The organism is Streptomyces glaucescens, assembly GCF_000761215.1.
In the GTDB taxonomy this organism is placed as follows: Bacteria; Actinomycetota; Actinomycetes; order Streptomycetales; family Streptomycetaceae; genus Streptomyces; species Streptomyces glaucescens_B.
In genome coordinates this window covers 99,726-117,274 of record NZ_CP009438.1, presented here as the reverse complement: position 1 = coordinate 117,274, position 17,549 = coordinate 99,726, and the positions used below count along the sequence as shown (strand labels likewise).

At 70.3% G+C, this 17,549-nt stretch carries 16 protein-coding genes and 4 pseudogenes; 9 read left to right on the top strand and 11 right to left on the bottom strand.

Annotated elements, in window-relative coordinates; translation table 11 throughout:
• The first annotated feature begins 95 nt into the window (after positions 1–95).
• Positions 96–674: a suppressor of fused domain protein gene (locus tag SGLAU_RS00485; protein ID WP_043497328.1), complete on the top strand. Its 579-nt coding sequence runs from the start codon at positions 96–98 to the stop codon at positions 672–674.
• Between the two features lie 213 nt (positions 675–887).
• Here the strand turns inward: SGLAU_RS00485 and SGLAU_RS00480 are convergent, their stop codons facing one another.
• From SGLAU_RS00480 to SGLAU_RS36070, 4 genes and pseudogenes are all read right to left on the bottom strand, one after another.
• Complete coding sequence (locus SGLAU_RS00480) at positions 888–1,424, bottom strand: hypothetical protein (RefSeq protein WP_043497326.1); 537 nt, start codon at positions 1,422–1,424, stop codon at positions 888–890.
• 132 nt (positions 1,425–1,556) lie between these two features.
• Positions 1,557–1,661, bottom strand: a pseudogene (locus SGLAU_RS36075) (DUF6417 family protein); the annotation flags it as partial.
• 61 nt (positions 1,662–1,722) lie between these two features.
• A complete protein-coding gene (locus tag SGLAU_RS00475; protein ID WP_052413530.1) occupies positions 1,723–3,855 on the bottom strand; it encodes a pentapeptide repeat-containing protein in 2,133 nt (710 codons plus the stop codon).
• Between the two features lie 160 nt (positions 3,856–4,015).
• On the bottom strand, positions 4,016–4,804 hold the full coding sequence (locus tag SGLAU_RS36070; protein WP_244315373.1) for a hypothetical protein: 789 nt from the start codon (positions 4,802–4,804) through the stop codon (positions 4,016–4,018).
• Here SGLAU_RS36070 and SGLAU_RS36065 point away from each other — a divergent pair.
• Entirely contained in the window at positions 4,727–4,888 is a 162-nt protein-coding gene (locus SGLAU_RS36065) for a LuxR C-terminal-related transcriptional regulator (RefSeq protein WP_244315310.1), read from the top strand. The genes SGLAU_RS36070 and SGLAU_RS36065 overlap by 78 nt on opposite strands.
• Before the next feature lie 304 nt (positions 4,889–5,192).
• On the opposite strand, the pseudogene SGLAU_RS36060 reads toward SGLAU_RS36065, so the two are convergent.
• The 3 genes and pseudogenes from SGLAU_RS36060 to SGLAU_RS00455 all read right to left on the bottom strand — a co-directional run.
• A pseudogene (locus SGLAU_RS36060) lies at positions 5,193–5,393 on the bottom strand (ATP/GTP-binding protein); the annotation flags it as partial.
• Positions 5,394–5,672: 279 nt separating this feature from the next.
• Positions 5,673–6,170, bottom strand: a pseudogene (locus tag SGLAU_RS33270) (RNA polymerase sigma factor); the annotation flags it as partial.
• Complete coding sequence (locus SGLAU_RS00455) at positions 6,163–6,354, bottom strand: hypothetical protein (protein WP_043497324.1); 192 nt, start codon at positions 6,352–6,354, stop codon at positions 6,163–6,165. The gene SGLAU_RS00455 and the pseudogene SGLAU_RS33270, both read right to left, overlap by 8 nt.
• Before the next feature lie 335 nt (positions 6,355–6,689).
• Between SGLAU_RS00455 and SGLAU_RS00450 the strand changes: the two genes are divergently transcribed.
• Together SGLAU_RS00450 and SGLAU_RS00445 are read left to right on the top strand one after the other, a co-directional pair.
• Positions 6,690–7,085, top strand: a complete 396-nt coding sequence (locus SGLAU_RS00450; RefSeq protein WP_043497321.1) for a MerR family transcriptional regulator — start codon at positions 6,690–6,692, stop codon at positions 7,083–7,085.
• A gap of 106 nt (positions 7,086–7,191) precedes the next feature.
• Entirely contained in the window at positions 7,192–8,115 is a 924-nt protein-coding gene (locus tag SGLAU_RS00445; RefSeq protein ID WP_099052745.1) for an NADP-dependent oxidoreductase, read from the top strand.
• Positions 8,116–8,132: 17 nt separating this feature from the next.
• Here the strand turns inward: SGLAU_RS00445 and SGLAU_RS36865 are convergent.
• Together SGLAU_RS36865 and SGLAU_RS00440 are read right to left on the bottom strand one after the other, a co-directional pair.
• Positions 8,133–8,462 (bottom strand): annotated as a pseudogene (locus SGLAU_RS36865) (IS481 family transposase); the annotation flags it as partial.
• 92 nt (positions 8,463–8,554) lie between these two features.
• Positions 8,555–9,370 (bottom strand): NAD(P)H-binding protein, encoded by an 816-nt coding sequence (locus tag SGLAU_RS00440; protein WP_043497317.1) that lies wholly within the window; start codon positions 9,368–9,370, stop codon positions 8,555–8,557.
• A gap of 87 nt (positions 9,371–9,457) precedes the next feature.
• Here SGLAU_RS00440 and SGLAU_RS00435 point away from each other — a divergent pair, with 87 nt between their 5' ends.
• Both SGLAU_RS00435 and SGLAU_RS00430 read left to right on the top strand, forming a co-directional pair.
• Complete coding sequence (locus SGLAU_RS00435; RefSeq protein WP_043497314.1) at positions 9,458–9,880, top strand: winged helix-turn-helix transcriptional regulator; 423 nt, start codon at positions 9,458–9,460, stop codon at positions 9,878–9,880.
• A 377-nt stretch (positions 9,881–10,257) separates the two neighbouring features.
• The gene (locus tag SGLAU_RS00430) at positions 10,258–10,899 is read left to right on the top strand and encodes a carbonic anhydrase (protein WP_043497313.1); all 642 of its coding nucleotides are present in this window, start codon (positions 10,258–10,260) and stop codon (positions 10,897–10,899) included.
• 298 nt (positions 10,900–11,197) lie between these two features.
• On the opposite strand, the gene SGLAU_RS00425 is transcribed toward SGLAU_RS00430, so the two are convergent.
• Positions 11,198–11,668: an ATP-binding protein gene (locus SGLAU_RS00425; protein WP_043497311.1), complete on the bottom strand. Its 471-nt coding sequence runs from the start codon at positions 11,666–11,668 to the stop codon at positions 11,198–11,200.
• Positions 11,669–11,826: 158 nt separating this feature from the next.
• Here SGLAU_RS00425 and SGLAU_RS00420 point away from each other — a divergent pair, with 158 nt between their 5' ends.
• From SGLAU_RS00420 to SGLAU_RS00410, 3 genes are all read left to right on the top strand, one after another.
• The gene (locus SGLAU_RS00420; RefSeq protein WP_078957515.1) at positions 11,827–12,204 is read left to right on the top strand and encodes an STAS domain-containing protein; all 378 of its coding nucleotides are present in this window, start codon (positions 11,827–11,829) and stop codon (positions 12,202–12,204) included.
• Positions 12,205–12,578: 374 nt separating this feature from the next.
• Positions 12,579–13,946 carry a PP2C family protein-serine/threonine phosphatase gene (locus SGLAU_RS00415; protein ID WP_244315138.1) on the top strand — a complete coding sequence of 456 codons (1,368 nt, stop codon included), beginning with the start codon at positions 12,579–12,581 and terminating at the stop codon, positions 13,944–13,946.
• Positions 13,943–14,311 (top strand): STAS domain-containing protein, encoded by a 369-nt coding sequence (locus SGLAU_RS00410; RefSeq protein WP_043497308.1) that lies wholly within the window; start codon positions 13,943–13,945, stop codon positions 14,309–14,311. The genes SGLAU_RS00415 and SGLAU_RS00410 overlap by 4 nt, the downstream gene beginning before the upstream one ends.
• A 369-nt stretch (positions 14,312–14,680) precedes the next feature.
• Here the strand turns inward: SGLAU_RS00410 and SGLAU_RS00405 are convergent, their stop codons facing one another.
• Positions 14,681–17,494 (bottom strand): SpoIIE family protein phosphatase/ATP-binding protein, encoded by a 2,814-nt coding sequence (locus SGLAU_RS00405; protein WP_078957514.1) that lies wholly within the window; start codon positions 17,492–17,494, stop codon positions 14,681–14,683.
• Positions 17,495–17,549: the final 55 nt, after the last annotated feature.

Sequence of the window (17,549 nt, the reverse complement as noted above, 5' to 3'; positions counted from 1 at the left end):
TGCGCCCCCGCAGTGTCAAGTAATCGCGGGCGACATCGCCCCATGGCGCTGAGTGAGCCGTCAGAGGTGGTCCGTCGCGGTGGGATGATCGCGTGGTGAGCGATGCGAGGGTGCTGGCCGCGGAGGCCGTTGAGCGGCATGTCCGGCACTTCTTCGAAGGGCACTCGGTGGAGGTCGTCGACTACGACCTCGGGCCGGAACGGCGAGAGGTATTGCCCGATCTGCGCGTTGTCCTCGTGGGGCCCGGTCCCCGCAGTGACAGCTGGGCCTATGTGACCGCCGGGTGCTGGGCCGCGATGGAGAAGGACGGTCACGGCCTCGAGTTCGTCATGACCGCCCACGTCCGCGACCAGCGGTTCATCGACCTCATGGCGATGATCGCCTACTACCACTGCGGAGGACATCAGCTCGACCTGCAACACAGCATGCCGATCGGTGAACCGTGGGTGCCGGGGTCAACCTGCGACCACCTGCTGATCAGCCTGCCCTACCTCCACGGACCAGACCTCGAACACTGTCCCGTTCCCGGGGGCCACGCCCGCCTTCTGTGGACCCTGCCCGTAACGGCAGCCGAGATCGAGTTCCGCAGGCGTCACGGGCACGAGGCGTTGGAACAGCTCTTCGACGAGGCAGAGATCATCCCCACCGATCCTTTCAGAGCGTCGGTTGCATGAGTTACCCGTCCTCCCGTGGTCACCGATTGTGGCCGCCAGGGGCGCATCGACTCCGACTTCCGCCGGCCTCGGTGACCAGCCGGGTGGTGGTCTTGTCGCCACAGCCGAGTGCCTTCGCGACGAACTGGTACCGAAGTGGGCTCCGAGCGCAGTGAACCGGCGCACATGACCCGCCGAAGGTCGCATTGACCGATCCTTCCTGGTCCGTCGACATCAAGGGGCGGCGCTCGCTACGACCTTCGCCAACTGGTCAGCGGCCTCAGGAGTCAGACGGTAGAACCCCTGAAGGCTGACCGCTTTCTCGAGACGGCCGTCCACCACGTACTTCAGACCGCGAGTCTGACCCCGGCGGTTGCGCCAGGTAAGGCTCGCGAGCAGGTCACCGGGGATGGTCAGATCGAAGCGCACGGGCGTCGCGTCCACGTGCACCGCCTGGGCGCCGCAGCCATCTGCGCCCAGCATCGACCAGTCGCCGTGTCCGGGATGCGCAGGGTCCTCCCAGGTTGCGGGGGCCGTGCCGCAGCAGTCGCGTCGCTCCATGTCGATCACTCGCAGCCGACTCACCACGTACACCTCGCGCCGGTTGACGTGCAGCGCGTACACCTCGTCCCCGGGGCGAGCTCCGGTCCACGCGGGCAGGGAGGAGTGTGCGCCGCTGAAGGCGACCGGCGGCCGCTCGCCCACGCGGCCCGCCTTGCGCAGGGCACGGCAGGTGTCGTGGGTCCACAAGACGGTGAAGGCGTCAGACATGCCGTGATCATAGGGACGGGGACTGACAGCCTCCCGCGGGGGACAGGATCGCGGAACCGTCTGCACTTCCAGCCCCCGCCCAGTCCAACTGTTCCACGAAGTCGTGAGACCGCAGCCGGCGCCAATGCTCCGTCAGGGACGGTGAGTGATGCCGTTCTCGCGGGCGTACCGGTTTGCCTCGCCGGCTGATCCGGTCGGGGCGTGTGGCCACAGCCCGTACGCCACCGACTCCATCTGCTCCCGCCAGGTGCACTGCCCGCAGGCCGTAGCGTGTTCCCCGCTGCCGTGTGGGTGGTGGTCAGCGTTTGACGCGGCCGCGGACGGCGAGGACGGCGAGGCCGAGGAGGACGGGTTCGGCCAGCCGGGAGGTCATCTCGGTGTAGGTTCCGGTGGTGGTGAGATCCTGGCCGGAGGACCGGAAGATCACCGAGTTGATCACCACCCGCAGTGCCTTCTCGAACCGTTCGGTGGTGAGGCGTTCGGTCAGTGGACCGGTGGGGTTGACCGGGTCGGGGGTGGCGGTGGTGAGGACGACCTCCTGCCCGACGGCGACCTGTCGGCCCGTGATGGTGGGCTTCGCATCGTCGGCAGGCAGGCCCCACAGCATCATCATCGCGACAGTTACGGCCATGGCCGCCCCCAGCCAGGCCAGTGCGCGGATGGCGCGCAGCCCATAACCCGACAGCGCCCAGTAGGCGGTCAGCAGTACACGCTCACCCCGAGGGCGGGTGGTGTCGTGGCGGCGCATCTCGCACTCGCTGTAGTAGAAGTCGGCGGCGTCCGGCTCATTCTTGCCGTCCTCCAGCGACTTGCGCAGTTGCCGGTACAGCGCCGCCACCGCTGCCGGCCTCAAGGCGGGAGCGTCCTGCGGCGGGGCGGACCAGCCCAGGGCGGCGGCCCGTTCGGGGAGCCGAGCGGCGCGTACCCGCCAGTGGTGCTCCTCGGCCAGCGTGCTGCGCCTGCTCCACCGCCAAGGGAAGCGCCAGCTCCACCCGGTGGGGGCGGTGGCGAAGGTGCACCAACCGTCAACCTTCAGCTGATCGAGGTGAATGGCGCCGGCGAACCGGCACCCGCTCAGGTCGACATCGTGCAGAGCCAGGTGCGCGGCATCCACCCCGCCCAGCGACTCCAGTCGCACGCCCGGCTCCAGTCCGGACAACTCTGTTTCCGGCAACGAGTCAGCCGAGCGGGTCTGGGGGAAAGGGGTGGGGCGGGCTGCGACCAGCACCGGGTACTCGAGGATCGCGTCTTTCAGATCCAGGCCGGCGTAGCGCAGGTGCACTGTAGCGGTCGATGCCCACTGGGTGCGCGCACAGCTCACCTGCCGGGCGGCGATCTCCAGCGTCACCGGCTGCTGGAACACCGCAGCGTCCAGCACGACCTGTGCAGCGCACACCAGCGGCCCAAGGTGCGACGCCGCTTCGAAGCGCGTCTTCTCGAACCGGGCACCGCCGGCGAAGGTCGCCCCCTCGAACCAGATCTGGCCGGAGAAGGAGACGTCCCCGAATGCGGCGTCACCGCAGAAGGAAGCCTGGATGAAAAGGGCGTGGCCGGAGAAGGACGCCTCGCGGAACCATGCGTCGCCGGAGAACGTCGCCTGGCTGAATCCGGCGGCATCGCCGGAGAAGGAAGCCCCGCCGAACCAGGCCTCGCCGGTGAAGGACGCCTCGTAGAAACGGGCCTCCCCGGAGAAGGCCGCCTGGCCGAATCCCGCGTCCCTGGAGAAAGCCGCCCTGGCGAAGTCGGCGTCGCCTGAGAAGGACACGTCATTGAACCGTGCGTCGCCGGAAAAGGCCGCCTTGGCGAAGTCGGCGTCGCCTGAGAAGGACACTGCACTGAACTGTGCGTCGCCGGAGAAGGACGCCTGGTCGAACCGGGCCTTGCGGGAGAAGGACGCCCCACCGAAACAGGCGTCGCCGGAGAAGGATGCCCCAGCGAACCAGGCATCGCCGCAGAAGGACGCCTCCTCGAACCCGGCGGCGCCGGAGAAGGACGCCCGGATGAATACAGCGTCACCTGAGAAAGAGGCATCCTGGAAGGTGGTGTCGCCGGAAAAGGCCGCCTTGTCGAACTGGACATCGCCGGAGAAGGAAGCCTCGGCGAAGTCGGCCCCCCTCGAGAAGGACGCCTCACTGAACCGGGCATCACCGATATGAGGCCGGCCGGTGCTGGGGTCGCGTAGGGCGCCGAGTAACTGGACCAGCAGTTCAGAGGTGAACGGAGTGGCACGGTGGTCCAGATCGGAGCCGGGCGACAGCGCCGCGAGGTAGGCGGCGCGGTCGGCCTCGTTCAGGTGCGCCAGGCAGGCGGTGTGGGAACCGACGTGGATGCCGCGGCAGCCGACCGGATCTGCCGCTGTGGCGCCGTGGCCGCAGTGCTGCCACGGCGGCGGCGGGGTGCAGGATGGGGGTTCGGGCGCAGCAGACGTCATGCCGGCACAACGTAGCGGTCCGACATGGCAGTTGCTGCCATCCCAGCAGTAACGCGAGCTGATGGAGCCCAGCCAAGGAGTCAGTCCGCGTGTACGCGGTGGCTGCTGTGGCCGGACCACCCGAGGGGGTCCGGACGGGCCTGCCACCCGCGCCGGCGTGTTACACCTCCGCCCTCGTCGAGGGCAACGCCCGGCGCACCGACCACGCCCTGGCCCACGCCCGCCGCGGAGTCGAAACCGCCCGGCAGGAGGGCAACAAGGTCTTCCTCTCCCGCACCTCTTCGCCCTCGGCCACCTCCTCCTGGCCGCCGGCCACCCCAAGGAAGCGCTGGAAGCCCTGGAGGAGGTCCGCGCCCTGGAAGGGCTCCAGCAGGTCCGCGACCCGTCCGTCCTGCGCTGGCACCCGGAACTCGCCGAAGCCCTCGTCGCCCTCGGCCGCCTCGACCAGGTACAGGATCTGCTGGACGACACCCGCCGCACCGCGACCGACCTCGGCAGGGACACGGCGCTCCCTCCGCTCGAACGCGTCCAAGCGCTTCTGGACGCTGCCTGCGGCGACTACGACACCGCCGCCCAGCGCCTCACCGACGCAGCCGACCGCCTCCGCCACCTTCCCCTGGAGCGCGGCAGGACCCTGCTGGCACTCAGCAACACCGAACGACGCGGACGCCGACGCGCCAGCGCCCGCACCGCCGCGCAGAACGCCGTCGACCTCTTCACCGCCCACCAAGCACATCCCTGGGCCGAAACCGCCGCACACACCCTTGGCCGACTCGAGGCCGTCCCGGCAGGAACCAACAGCCGCCCCCGCCTCACCTCCGCCGAGCAACGCTGCGCCGAACTCGCCGCCGCCGGAGCAAGCAACCGCGACATCGCCACCGCTCTCACCATCAGCGTCAAAACGGTCGAAGCGACCCTGACCCGCGTCTACCGGAAACTCGGCCTGCACTCACGCGTCCAACTCGCCCACACCGTCACCCCGGCACATGAGTCACCCGCCCGGACCCCAAGAGCCACCGGGCAAGTCGGGTAGTGAGCGGTGAAGCCCGTTCGTGCACCACGGACCGGGTATCAAGCCCCGTCAAAGCCTTCTTCGGAGATGTGAAGGCCAACCGGGCGACTCGCTCCGCCAGTCCACATGCCCAGGCAGTCGGCCCGGACGCCGCCGACCTTGCGGTGGGCGAGGAGGAGCAGCGGAGCGGACACATGTCCACAGATCACAGGCACAAGATCACTGGAACCTGCGGAACTGTGCCGCCCACCAGCCCACCAGCCAAACTGCCAAGGCCCTGAACGGAACGCATATCGCAATGATCAGTTGGTGCCGTACAAGGTCGTTACGCTGTCAGCCGTGCGGTGCGACGCTTGCGCGCATTCCAGCACGACCTGTGCCAGTGCCGTCGGTGGTCCGCACCGCTGCTAGCGGGCCATGCGACTACGTGCGGAGTGCCAGAGGTAATCACGTGGTCGCACCCCGGACAGCGATAGGCCTTGTTTTCAGCGGTCGTGCCAGCCACAGGACGCACGATCCACTCTTCGTCATGCGACTCCCCGGCCCGTCTGCTGCGCAGGCGTGCCCGCACGCCGAGATACCGGGTGTACATCGCCCTGGAGACGATGAACGCCACGAACGCACCGGTCATGGCCGCGACCACAAGTCCCGGCCACCCCCAGAGAGCCACCCAGTCTTCAAGTCGCTCCGTGAGATCACCACCTGCGGCAGGGAGAACGGGGAATGTGCCGGTGCGGACCCACGCCGCGGCGAAGAGGGACAGCACCACCGCCAGAACAGCCCCGAGCGTGCCCCTCAGCGCGACGACCGCTCGGGAGACGTGGGTGGCGACGGTCCCCGGTGCTGCCCCCATCACCTCAGCCGTTTCCGCTTGGGTCAGTCCCAGCCCTTTGTTGCACCACACCGACTCGCGCTGCTTCGGCGGCAGGGAGCTCAGCGCGGACTTGACTTCCAGCCGCAGGTCGGCCATGTCGCACGGGTCGACGGTTCCGGCAGTCTCCAGCCGGATGTCCGCGTCCAGGGACGCGTACGCCTGACCACCGTGGCAGCGCAGTGCCGCACGCCGAACCTCGTTCCTGATGGCAGTGAAGACGTACGGGCGGAGATTCTCGATCGGCGCGGTGTGCGCCAGGACGGACATGAGCACGTTCTGCACGAGGTCCTCCGGGTCTGCCGAAGACAGCGGGACCCCGCACAGACGCAGCCGCTTGCGGGCATAGCCCACCATCTGCGCATAACGCTCGACGACCAGCGCGCCCAGCGCCTCGGCGTGCCCTGGCTCTCTGTCCTCGTACTCAGCCACACCCACCCCGCTTCCCCGGACCGTGTCCACGGTCCTTCCGGTCACCCGACGCGGCCCTGGCGCGCATCAGTGAGGCCTTCCCCGCCGCGCGGTTGCGGAACGCGATGCTCTTCAGCACGCAGCTCAGTGCCGGCGCGAAGAGCAGCACCAGGAACAACCCCGCCTCGACGCCCGTCACATCCACCGGACCTCCTTCAGTCTGCGGCTTGTCAACGCCCCACGGTGAGGCAGCAGCCGTACATCCACCCCACAGTCCCGGGAGCACCGGATTCTTTACAGGGAGGCGAGAGAATTCCGGCGACCTCGCAGGCCTCTGCACGACACACGTGGTTGATCGGATGCCGAGTGGGGGGAATGATTGCGGCGTCGGCGTACCGGGGAAGGCGCTCAGGCGTGTACCGGCGAACGTGCTCAGCCGGGGGACCGGGCGACAACCATGCGGCCGTGGGGGTGTTCGCGAGCCTCCATGACGCGCCGGCGGCCTGAACCCTGGAGCACGCGGGGCGTAGGCTCTCAGGGATGCGAATAGGGGAGTTGTCCGAGCGCACGGGCGTGAGTCCGCGCTCACTGCGGTACTACGAAGAGCAGGGACTGCTCACCAGCTCACGCTCCGACGCGGGGCAGCGTCACTATTCCGATGCTGCGGTCCAGCGCGTGACACTCATCCAACAGCTGTTCGACGCGGGTATGTCCAGCAGGGTGATCGCGACTGTGCTGCCGTGTGTGGACATCCCGGGTGACCTGGGCGTCGCCGAGGAGACGTTCACGGCGATGATGCGGGAGCGCGACCGGATCGACGCCGACATCGCGCACCTGATCGAGACCCGGAATGCACTCGACGTGCTGATCAGGGCCAACAGCCGACACCGGGCGGAGCTGTCCACGGCCCCGGAACCGGTGGCGCGGTCGACCTGATGCTGTGATCTGCCTCTCAGCCGGTTGCCCCTCACATCAATGTCAGAGGTGAGGATGGCGACAACGCCCGGAATCACCGGGTCGTTCATACGAGAGGCGGCCCAAGATGGGACAGGCGTGGGGTTTCGGCAGGTACGGCGGGCCCGAGGTGCAGGAGTTCTTCGACCGTCCCGACCCTGTCCCCGCTCGCGGCGAGGTACTGATCCAGGTCGACGCCGCCGGCGTGAATCCCCTCGACCACCTTCTGCGCTCGGGCCTGGTCGACGGGCTCGACGGCGGGCGTCCGTTTCCCCGCGTGCTGGGCATGGAGGCAGCAGGAACCGTTCTCGCCCGGGGCGAGGACGTCAACGAGCTCGAGGTGGGTGACGCGGTCTTCGGCTTCGCACTCACCGGCGGCGGCACCTACGCCGAGACGACGGTGCTGTCTGCGCCGAACACCGCGCGCATCCCGGAGGGTCTGTCCGCGACCGTGGCGGCAACGCTGCCGGTGGTCGGGACGACCGCGGTGGACGTGCTCGACCAGCTCAGCCTCCCGGCCGGTGCCACCGTCCTGGTCAACGGTGTCGGGGGCGGGGTCGGCCTCGCCGTCGCGCGACTGGCCGTCGGGCGCGAGCTGCGGGTGATCGGCACCGGGAGTACCGCCAAACGCGAGCACGCCGAGGCCATCGGGGTGCGGTTCATCGACTACACCGCCGAGGACGTCGCCGCCGCGGCACGCGAGCTGGTTCCGGACGGCTTCGACGGGATCGTCGACCTGGCCGGAGGCACCTCGCTGCGGACGGTCGCTCCACTGGCCCAGGATCCCCGCAACGTCATCGCTGTGGGTGACATGTCGGTGCCCGATCTCGGTGGGCGTTTCGTCGAGCGTCGCGTCGACCGCGAGAACCTGGAGCGGTCGGCCCGGCTGGCCCTCGACGGACTCCTCGCCCCCGTGATCACCGCGGTCCATCCGCTCTCCGACGCCCCGGCCGCCCTCGCCACCGTCGAGAACGGTCACACCTCGGGCAAGGTCGTCATCAAGGTGGCGTGAGAAGTGCCCGGCGTTCGCTTGCCGTTGGTCTGCGGCCGGTGGGCACGGGTGAACTTGCCGGTCGCGCCGAGGCCGGCCAGGGTCTGCCGTCAGGCGAAGCTCTCGCGGTAGGGCCGGCGTTGTCCGTCAGGCGCGTTCGATGCGGTCGATGCCGCAGGTGGCGAAGAAGGTTGCGGCCCGGGTCAGGAAGGCTGCGCAGGTGGTGCCTTCTCGTCACCGTGGATTTCGCTGAAGGCGAGCCGGATGTGGTCGTCGACGGCCGAGTGGATGTAGTCGAAACCGGTGGCGCGGCGGCGGCCGGGGCAGACGGCACGGCCGTGGACGCGCCGGCCTCCGCCGTCGGGGATGAAGGACCCGGCCGGAGTGGGACGTACAAGGGGCCGGCCGGGAACCGAACGGAGGGCTCGGGAACTTCGCCGTATGCGGTGAACCATCCGTGTCAGCCGGCGTCGGGGCGCATCGCGGCCGCGGTGTCCCTGGCGACGGTGAGCGGGTCGGTGAGCGGTCGGCCGAGCAGTTGGGCGAGGTCAGGGCTGGTGGTCCCGAGGAACCCGTGGCGGACGCTGGTCGCGATCGAGGCGAGCATCGGCGGCTGGAAGGGGAGTAGCGTGTCGTCGGCGAGGAGTCGTGCCCGGTACTCGCTGAGCCCGATGGTCCGGTGGGCGACTCCGAGGGACGCGGCGATGTCGACGGCGGTGATCGGTTCGCCGACCAGGTCATACGTCGTGCCGGCGTGCGCGGCCGGATCGCCGGCCACGACGGCTGCGGCCGCGGCCAGGTCCGCCCGCGCCACAGCGGCGAGTGCTCCGTCGCCGAAAGCCGATTCCACGCCGTCAGCGGTCCAGGTCAGAAGCGCCCCGAAGAGCTCGGCGTAAAGCCCGTTGCGCAGGACCGTCCACCCCATGCCACTGCCCTTGATCAGCTGCTCGGTGGCCCGATGGGCGAGAGCGAAGCCAAGGTGGTCACCGTCACCAGCCAGGCTGGTGTACACCACGTGGCTCACGCCGTCGCGCACCGCGGCGTCCAGAACTGCCTGGTGCCGGGTGATCACCTGGTCGTCCTCGGCGTACCCCGCCGAGACGAGGACCAGCGTGGAGACGCCGGTGAGGTCGAGGCTCGCGGGGTCGTCGAAGTCGAGTCGCCGCTGCCCTTCTGCGGGCGATCGAGTGCCCCCCAGGGCGGGCACGTGGCGCTCAGCCAGCTCCTGGAGCGTGAGGGAGCCGAGCTGTCCGTTCGCACCGGTCACCATGATCATTGTGGTTCTGTCTCCTACCGTGGTTCTCTTCGGTAACTACGGTCAGATCTTCGACCGGCCCGGATCGACCCACAAGGAGGCAGTTTCGTGTCAGTGACGCACACCGAGGTAACCGCTGAACCCGCCGAACTCGAACCCTGCGGACAGCGGCACCACCCCGACTGCGGGATCCGCGACGTCCTCGACCGGGTCGGTGACAAGTGGTCGGTCCTCGTCATCGTCGAACTCGCCAGCGGCCCGCGGCGCTTCCGGGAACTCCAGCGCGCCATCGACGGGATCTCCCAGCGCATGCTGACCCTTACGGTGCGCCGGCTGGAGCGAGACGGCCTGGTCCTTCGGACCGTGTATCCGACCGTGCCGGCCCAGGTCGACTACCGGCTCACCGAGACGGGCGCGAGCCTGACACACCTCGTCAAGGCACTCGCCGACTGGTCGACCGAACACCGGGCTCACATCGCCCGCGCCCGTGAGACCTACGACAGCGAGCACCCCGGCAACGACATCCGCTGATCAGCGAAGCGTCATCCTCTTCCTGACCCGCGGCATCCCGCCGTGGACGCCCCTGTCCCCTTCCGCTCCAGGCACCCTGTCCCATGCCCCTGGCCCGGAGCGGAAAGGGAGGAGGCGGGCGGGACGGCCGGTCCCGGCCGCGGCCGGGGCGCCGTTCGCCGGTTGTGCGCCGGCCGGAGGCTTCCGCGCCGCGTCGCCGTCAGTGGGGCGGCGCCGCCAGGCGGGGAACGCCGGTGGGGGAGACGCCGGACCTGGGGCGATGGCAGCGCACGGGACGGCGCCACCGGCCGGAGGCATCACGGGCGACATCGACGCCCCGGACACTCCGGGGAGGCCCGCGGCAGCGGCGGCCGGTGCCGGATCGTAAGCTGCGGGCCATGACTCAGACCCGGACTCCGACGCCCCGCGAAGCCTTCGAGCTGCTCATGGCGGGCAACGAGCGCTTCGTCAAAGGCTCCCCTGATCACCCGAACCAGGACGCCACCCGCCGCGCCCTGATCGCACCCGCCCAGCAGCCCTTCGCCGTGCTGTTCGGCTGCTCCGACTCCCGGCTGGCCGCCGAGATCATCTTCGACCAGGGGCTGGGAGACCTGTTCGTGGTGCGCACCGCTGGGCACGTCGCCGGCGCGGAGGCGCTGGGCAGCATCGAATACGGCGTGAGCGTGCTGGACTGCCCGCTGGTCGTGGTTCTGGGCCATGACTCGTGCGGGGCCATTGCGGCTGCCTGCGCCGCCGCCGACGGCGGCCAGGTGCCCGCAGGCTTCGTCCGGGACATTGTCGAGCGGGTGACCCCCAGCGTGCTCGCGGCTCACGCCGCCGGACACCATCAGCCCGAAGAGATCCTCGACGAGCACATCGAGCGCACCGTCGACCTGCTGCTGGAACGCTCCCGCGTGCTGGCCGATCGAGTGGCCGCCGGCCAGGCGGCCGTGGTGGGCCTGTCCTACCGTCTGGCCGACGGCAGTGCACGGCGCGTCGTGACCCGCGGCCTCGATGCCGCAGTCCCCGCCACCTCCTGACCATTCCGGCCGGGGCACAAGCTGTGCCCCGGCCCGCCCGGTGGCCACAGCCGGATCGCGGGAGTGCCGCCACTGCTTGCGGCCGGGCCGCATCCGCCCGCGCCCACCAGATCCCGGTCACCTTCAGCACCCGGACCCAGGTTCCGTCCGACGACGAAGGCCCCTCACCGAGCCGGTGACGGGCCTGTGACGCTCGAACCGGCGGTCCCGGCCGGCAGCGGCTCGCGGACGGGCATGAGTGAGGCGGCTGCCCCACACGTCCGACCGGCGGCACGCGGGACGAGGACCGGCCGAACGTCTACTGGGGAGGACGTCCGGTGAGGGCGCCGGGATCGTCGGCGAGGGCGATGCGGGCGGTGATGCGTTTGCCGACCGGCTCGCGATGGACTTCCAGGCTCTGGGCGACGGCCATGACGATCTCCAGACCGTGCTGGCCGACGCGGCCGGCGTCCGCGGCCCGGGCGACGGGCAGGACCGGGTCGGAGTCCCACACCGCCACCTCGACCGTCGCGCCCGTGATCCGCAGGTCCAGCAGGGTCGGGCCCGGCGCGTACTTGCGGGCGTTGGTGACCAGCTCGCTGACCACCAACTGGGTCAGGTCCAGGGCGCGCTGTGAGACGTGCAGGCCGTGGTCGGCCTGCATCCGGGCAAGGAAGCCGGCGGCCAGCTGACGGGCCTTGGCAATCATGGTGCCGTCCCCGTCCAAGGCCACCCGCAGAGGGCGCCCGTACGGCACGGCGCCGTCCTCGCCCGCGCGCACCGATCCCATCGCAACCGCCTTCACGCCCCCGTCCACACCCTGCGCGTACCCCCGCAAAGGCGGGCAACGCCCCATGTCCCTCGTCCGGCTCTGCCGACAGCGGGGCATCACCCGGGGCATGCGGGGCATCATTCCGGGCGGAGGTCCTGATGTGCCAGTATCTTCACATGGGTGAGAACCGTACGGCGGACACCGGTCACGCTGCACAGTCGGGCCGGCTGTCGGCCGCGGTCACCGTGACCGACGGCATCCGCGTGGTGGCCCTGGCCGGGGAGATCGACCACCACACCGCAGACACTCTCTGCCGGGCCCTGGACGCCCAGGGCGAGTCCGGTCCCCGGGTCGTGGCCGACATGGGGAAGGTCACCTTCATGGACTCCAGCGGCATCAACATCCTCATCGCCGCCCACCGCGCCCTCAGCGAGGCCGGCGGGTGGCTGCGCCTGGCCGCACCGGCCGAGAACGTGAGGCGCACCATGAGCATCGTCGGCGTCGACGCGGTCATCGACTGCCGGGAATCCCTCAGCGACGCCTTCAGCGGCTGAACCGCCGCCGTCTCCTGTTGCCCGTGAGGACGATCGTCCGGCTGAAGCCTCGTGGAGGCTTTCACCGCGTGAGCGGCCTTCGCGACCACACACGCGTGACGGTCCCGGCGGCACCTTCGCCGGCCGGACCGTCGCGCGCGTTCTGCTCACCATCGCGCGCACGGCGGGACGAGGCTGTGGCGGCCGTTCCATGAGGCCCGGCGCCGGATCGGGTGTATCGGCCAGCGTTCGGTAGAGTTCCAGAGCGCTGGCTGTCCGGTCGGTGCCTTCCTGGGGGGATGAGCGAGACGAGGAACATGCCGGAGCAAGCGAGTCCGCCTGCGATAGCACCGAGCAAGCCTCTGGACGCGGTCGAGGCGGCACGGTTGGCGGCGGTGCGCCGTTACGACATTCTCGACACCCCTCCGGACGGTGCCTACGACCGAGTCGCAGCCCTGGCCGCTCGCTTGTTCGAGGTGCCGGTGGCGACGGTGACGATCGTGGACGAGGACCGGATCTGGTTCAAGGCCACGCACGGGCTGGAAGGCGTCACCGAGATCGGCCGCGACCCGGGCCTGTGCGCCTCGGCGGTGCTGACCGATGACACCACCGTCATCCCCGACACCCTGCTCGATCCGGTCGCCTGCTCCAATCCGCTGGTCGCCGGCCCGATGGGGGTGCGGTTCTACGCCGCCGCTCCGATCATCACCGCCGACGGGTACCGGCTGGGCACGGTCAACATCCTCGACACCCGCCCCCGCGAGATCAACGAGGCGGATTCGGCCACGCTGGCGGACCTGGCGGCGGTGGTGCGTGACCAGCTCGAACTGCGGCTGTCGGCGTTGCACGTCGTACGCGCCGAGCAGGAGAAGCGCCAGGCGGAGGAAGAGGCCCGGCAGCGCGCGGAGCGGGACAAGGCGGCCATCGCCGCGTTCGCCTCCACCCTGCAACGCACCCTGGTGCCTCCCGTGCTGCCCGCGGTACCGGGGCTGGAGCTGGCCTGCCACTACAAGACCGCCTCCCCCCAGGAAGTGGGCGGCGACTTCTACGACGTCTTCCCCGTCGGCGCCGGCCGGTGGGCGTTCTTCCTGGGCGATGTGTGCGGCAAGGGCGCCGAAGCCGCCTCGGTCACCTCACTGACCCGCTACACGCTGCGGGCCGCAGCCCTCGTCGACGCCGAACCCACGGCCGCGCTCAAGGCCCTGAACGCCGCGCTGCTGCTGGACGCGGCGGTCGGCACCCGCTTCTGCACCGCCATCTTCGGCCTGCTCGATCCCGTCCGGGACGGCGGTTTCACGGTCACGCTGGCCACCGGCGGCCACCCGCCCGCCTACCACCTCAGCCCCACCGACGACGGCGGCATGCGGGTGGAGGCGGTCCGCGCCAAGGGCGGCATGCTGGTCGGCGCGTTCGCCGAAGCCGCCTTCGCCTCACGCACCCTGCACCTGGCACCCGGCCAGGGACTGCTGCTGTACACCGACGGGCTGACCGAGGCCCGCACCGCCGAAGGCGACATGCTCGCCGACACCGGACTGACGGACTTCCTGGCCCAGCGCCAGGTGCCGGTCAGGGCAGGCTGCCTGATCGACGACACCGTCGCACTCCTGGACACCCTCCCCGACACCGAACGCGACGACGTGGCACTGCTGGCCCTGTCCGTCCCCACCCCCGATGCCGCCCCCGCGGGCATCACCACCACCGCTCACAGCGCCGCCGCCCCGACCGCCGGCGCCTCCGTCGGGCAGGAGAACCGACGCCCATGACCGACGCACTCCACATCGACGTCCCGCACACCGACGGCACCCGGGCCGTCATCGCACTCTCCGGTGAATTCGACATCGCCTCCGCCCCCGCCGTGCGGGCCCGCGCCCTGGACCTCATCGCGAACGGCCACCCCGACCTGGTCGCCGACCTGGCGGGCGTCACGTTCTGCGACTCCTCCGGCCTGGGCGCCCTCGTCGGCATCTGGCGCTGCGCCAAGGACGCCGACGGCTCCCTGACCCTGGCAGCCATCCCCGACCGGCTGGGCCGCCTGCTCAGCGTCACCGGGATGGACACCTTCCTGCCCGTCCACCCCAGCGCCGACGCCGCGCTCGCCGCACGCCGAGACGACCGCACCACCACCTGAAACCCTGCGCTCGCCATGCAGCGCGCGTCGCGACCAGTACGTTGGTCGCGACGCGTGCTGGGATCGAGGTCCGCGACACCGGCAGGTGGCGTGCACCGGCCGACCCCGAGTACGCCGCCGCCACCGAGGGCGGCCACGGCCTGTGGCTGGTGGAGGTACTGACCGAGCGCTACGGGCCCCACCGCGCGCGTGACGCTACGTGCGTCTGGGCACTGACAGGCCGGCCTCGTCGCCTGGTACGTGAACCGGACCGGCTGTCTCGTCCGCGATCACGAATCTCGCCGTGGCAGTGTCGCCTGATGTCGTTCCGGTTCTCGTGCAGGGGACTTCGCGGGCTTGCCCCGCGGCGCGGGAGCATGCTCTGCGAACTCACAGGGTGGCATCACCGAACTGTTCGAGGAGAGCGTCGACCGGTGCGTGGGCCAGGGCGGCGGACGGGCCGTCGCTCAGGGGCTGTTCCGTCCAGATGACCTTGCCGCGGGCGGTGTAGCGCGTGCCCCATCGCTGCGCGAACTGCGCCACGAGGAACAGGCCCCGTCCGCCTTCGTCCGTGGTCGTCGCCCGCCGCAGACGAGGCGATGTACTGCTGGCGTCCGACACCTCGCAGACCAGACAGCGCCCGTACAGCAGCCGCACGTTGACCGGTGGCGACCCGTAGCGGATCGCGTTCGTGGCCAACTCGCTGAGGATCAGTTCCGTGGTGAAAGCGATCCCCTCCAGCCCCCAACTCCGCAGCGTCGCCCTGCACCGTGCCCGCACCGAGGGCACCTCCGCGGGATCGGACGGCACGCTCCACTCGGCCACGCGCGAGGGCGGGAACCTCCGGGTCCGCGCCACCAGCAGCGCGATGTCGTCGGTGGGGTGCGCCGGCTTCAGCGATTCGATCACCGCCTGGCACGCCTCCTCCGGAGCGCGCATCCCGGCCTCGCTCAGTGTCCGGCGCAGCCGGTCCAGGCCGACGTCGATGTCATGGCCTCGTTGCTCCACCAGGCCGTCGGTGTAGAGCACCAGCCGAGAACCCTCGCCCAGGTGCACCTCGGCGGTTTCGAAGGGGTAGCAGCCGAGACCCAGCGGGGCCGATGCCGGCACACCGGGACAGGTGACGGTTCCGTCCGGGCGCACCAGCACCGGCTCGGGGTGCCCCGCGCGGGCCATCGTGCAGATTCCCGTCACCGGGTCGTAGATCGCGTACAGACATGTCGCTCCCGTCACCCCCTCCCCTTCGTGGCCTTCGCCGTCCCCCTCGGCCCTCTCCTCGTTGTCCATGCGTACGACGAGGTCGTCCAGGTTGGCGAGCACCTCGTCAACCGGGAGATCGAGCGTCGAGAAGTTGTGCACCGCGGTACGCAGCCGGCCCATGGTCGCCGCGGCGTGCAGCCCATGGCCGACGACGTCACCCATCGCCAGCGCCACGCGCGCGCCCGGCAGTGGGATGACGTCGAACCAGTCACCGCCCACCCCCGCCTCTGCGGGCAGATAGCGCCAGGCCACCTCCAGTGCGTCCTGCTGCGGCTGCCCGCGCGGCAGCAGGCTGCGCTGCAGTGTGACCGCCAGCGCGTGCTCCCGGGCGAACCTCCGGGCGTTGTCGATGGCCACCGCGGCACGTGCGGCCAGTTCCTCGGCGAAGGACAGATCCTCTGGTTCGAACGCCGGGGAGGGGGTCGACCGGTAGAAGTTCACCACGCCCAGCGGCACGTTCCGCGCCCGCAGCGGCATGGCCACCAGCGAACGCAGTCCCCTCTCCATGGCCCTGCGGGCCCGGTCCGGGTCCTGCTCCTGCCAGCCGTGCGCCTGCCGCAGGTCCGCCTCCAGGACGCCCCTCCCTCGCTGCAGCGCCTCCATCTGCGGCGTCCCCGGCGAGAACGTGATCACTTCGCCCGCCGGATACATCGGCATCGCCTGCTGATTCCCGCTGATCGCCGCACGCCGCAGATGCCGCCATCCCTCCGCGGTGGGTTCTCGTCCGAGCAGCACCGCGTCCAGCAGATCGACCGTGACGATGTCGGCGAACCGCGGTACCACCACGTCGGCCAGCTCCTGGGCCGTACGCCTCACGTCGAGCGTCGTTCCCATCCGCGTCCCGGCCTCGTACAGCAGCGTCAGCCGCTCCCGTGCCACCTCCGCCCGTCCCGAGACGGCGGCCAACTCCGTGGTGTCCCGCAGTGTCACGACGCTGCCGCTTTGGTCCCCGCTCGGGAACGTCGCGCGCTTGTTCACGGCCAGCAACCGGTCCTCGGCAGGACACACCTCGTCGGTGACCGCCTCCGGGGAGATGAGCAGGTGAGTCATCCGCTCTGACAGCCCCAGCTCCCGCACATGGCGCCCCGGTGCGTCCGTCGGCAGGCCGAGCAGCCGGTTCGCCTCGTCGTTGGCCAGCAGCAACCGCCCGTCGGCGGCGGTGATGAGCACCCCTTCTCGCACCGCGTGCAGGACCGCGTCGTGGTGCTCGTACATCCGCGCGAGCTCCAGCGGAGCCAGACCGTGCGTATGCCGCAGCAGCCGCCGGGACACGAGCGTGGTCCCCGTGGCCGCCAGGGCCAGTCCGGCAGCCCCGGTTCCGAGGATGATCGGCAGCTGCGGCACCCACAGCCTTCCCACGTTCTCGACCGTGATCCCGGCCGAGACCAGACCGACGACGGTCCCGCGCGCGTCGGTCACCGGGACCACCGCCTGCACGGCCGTCCCCTCGCCCTCCGGCACGGGCGGGCCGCCTGCCTGCTCGATGACGGTCTTGCCTTCGAGCGCCGGTTGGATGGTGCCGACGAACTTCTTCCCGATCTCCTGCGGATAGGGATACGTGAGGCGGATCCCCTTGGTGTCCGTGACCACCACGAAATCCACGCCCGTCCTCTTGCGCGCCTCTTCGGCTCGTGGCTGCAGCACCGCGGTCGGGTCGCGGCTTCGCAGCGCCTCGACCATGCCAGGAGAACTCGCGAACGACTGGGCGGCGACGAGCGAGTCCCGACGCCCTTGCTGGACGGCGTCGTGCGCCGATTGGAGCATGACGCTCACTATCCCGGCCACGACCAGCAGGACCACGATCACGATCTGGACGAGGAATACCTGCCCGGCCGCGCTGTGCGGGTCCAGCAGAGAGACGCGCCGGCGACGGGCGCGTCCGGTGGGCGGGGCACGAGACAGCGTCCGGGGCCGGGTCCGGAGTTGTCCGGAAGATACCCTCATACACCCTTGATAGCACCGATGGGTAACCCATGACCGACTCAGCGGGATTCGCCTC